General features: G+C 58.4%; 2 protein-coding genes. Both read left to right on the top strand.

All coding sequences use genetic code 11. The annotated features are described in order from the left end of the window. A partial coding sequence (locus tag AC1DQP_RS20705; protein WP_478052457.1) for a YciE/YciF ferroxidase family protein occupies positions 1–342 on the top strand: 342 nt, incomplete at its 5' end. 525 nt (positions 343–867) lie between these two features. After that, a partial coding sequence (locus AC1DQP_RS20700; RefSeq protein WP_478052456.1) for a DUF6766 family protein occupies positions 868–1,211 on the top strand: 344 nt, incomplete at its 3' end.

Raw genomic sequence — 1,211 nt, 5'->3', positions numbered from 1 at the left:
ACCCAAGGCCAGATCGAGCGCATCGACCGGGTTGTCGAACTTCTGGGAATCCGGCTCAAGCGCATCAAATGCGCCGCGATGGAGGGATTGGTAGAGGAGGGCAAAGAGGCGATCGACAGCATCGAAGAGGGACCAGTCCGTGACTCTGCGTTGATCGGTGGGGCGCAGAAGGTCGAACATTACGAAATTGCCTGCTACGGAACCATCGCAGCCTTGGCCAAGCAGTTGGGTTACAAGGCCGCTGTTCCGCTTCTTCTAGAGACACTTGAAGAAGAGAAGGCCACCGACGAGAAGCTCACCCTGTTGGCCCAATCCGGCGGCAATGCTGCAGCAGTCGCATAGTTCTGGACGCCGTCGCAATGCTGCGATGGCGATTTTTTGTCTGCCCCCTTTTGGAGTCAGTCATGGAAAGAGATCAGAAAGACCCACCCCTTCCGGGGGAAAACAACGCCAAAGAGTCGCCCGCGGAGCAACGAGCCCGAGAGGCGCGCACGCAACGCAACCATGAAGAAGCACTGGAAGAAACGTTCCCGGCGAGTGACCCCATTTCACCATTTGTGCCCGCCAAACCCCCGGTGGACGACAGCACCTCGGGCTCCTCCGACGCTCAGCGCTCAATTGGGGACCGCCCTAGCCCTGGCCAGGGCGTCAAGGGCAGCGAAACCGGGTCGGGGAGTGCTCCCGATCCGTCGGGAAGCACCCAGCCGAACTTCGGTGACGTTGGCAGCTCTGGAGGAACGCCAGGCTTTGCAGGTTGATTAGAAAAAAGGCGACGCTGAGGTGTCGCCTTTTCGTTCAGCCCCCTGTTCCATCGGCTCCAAACCTCCCCACGGTCTGGCAGACGCACAACATTAGGCACTACTGGCCATGTGGAAAAGAAACGGCTTATCGATAGTCCTGTTCCTATTACTGATCTGCTTCTTGTTGGGACAGATCTGGACCGGGTTCTTGACACACAATGAAGAGCTCAAGGAAGCACATAGGCCCCTGTTGGGGCTATGGGAGTACCTCCACAGCGGTCACTTCGTTAGCGCCACCTTCGAGAATTGGGAAAGTGAGTTCTTGCAGATGGGGATGTATGTCCTTTTGACCGTAACCCTTCGCCAGAAGGGGTCGGCAGAGTCCAGGCCCCTCTCTCCAGATGAGGAAGAAGAGCGTGTTGAAGACGGGCCCACGCCATGGCCCGTGCGACGCGGGGGAGTGTGGAAGGC

This window comes from Stenotrophomonas sp. P5_A8 (genome assembly GCF_056400545.1).
Note: the sequence above shows the minus strand (reverse complement) of the source record. Positions and strands in the feature narration are given on the sequence as shown.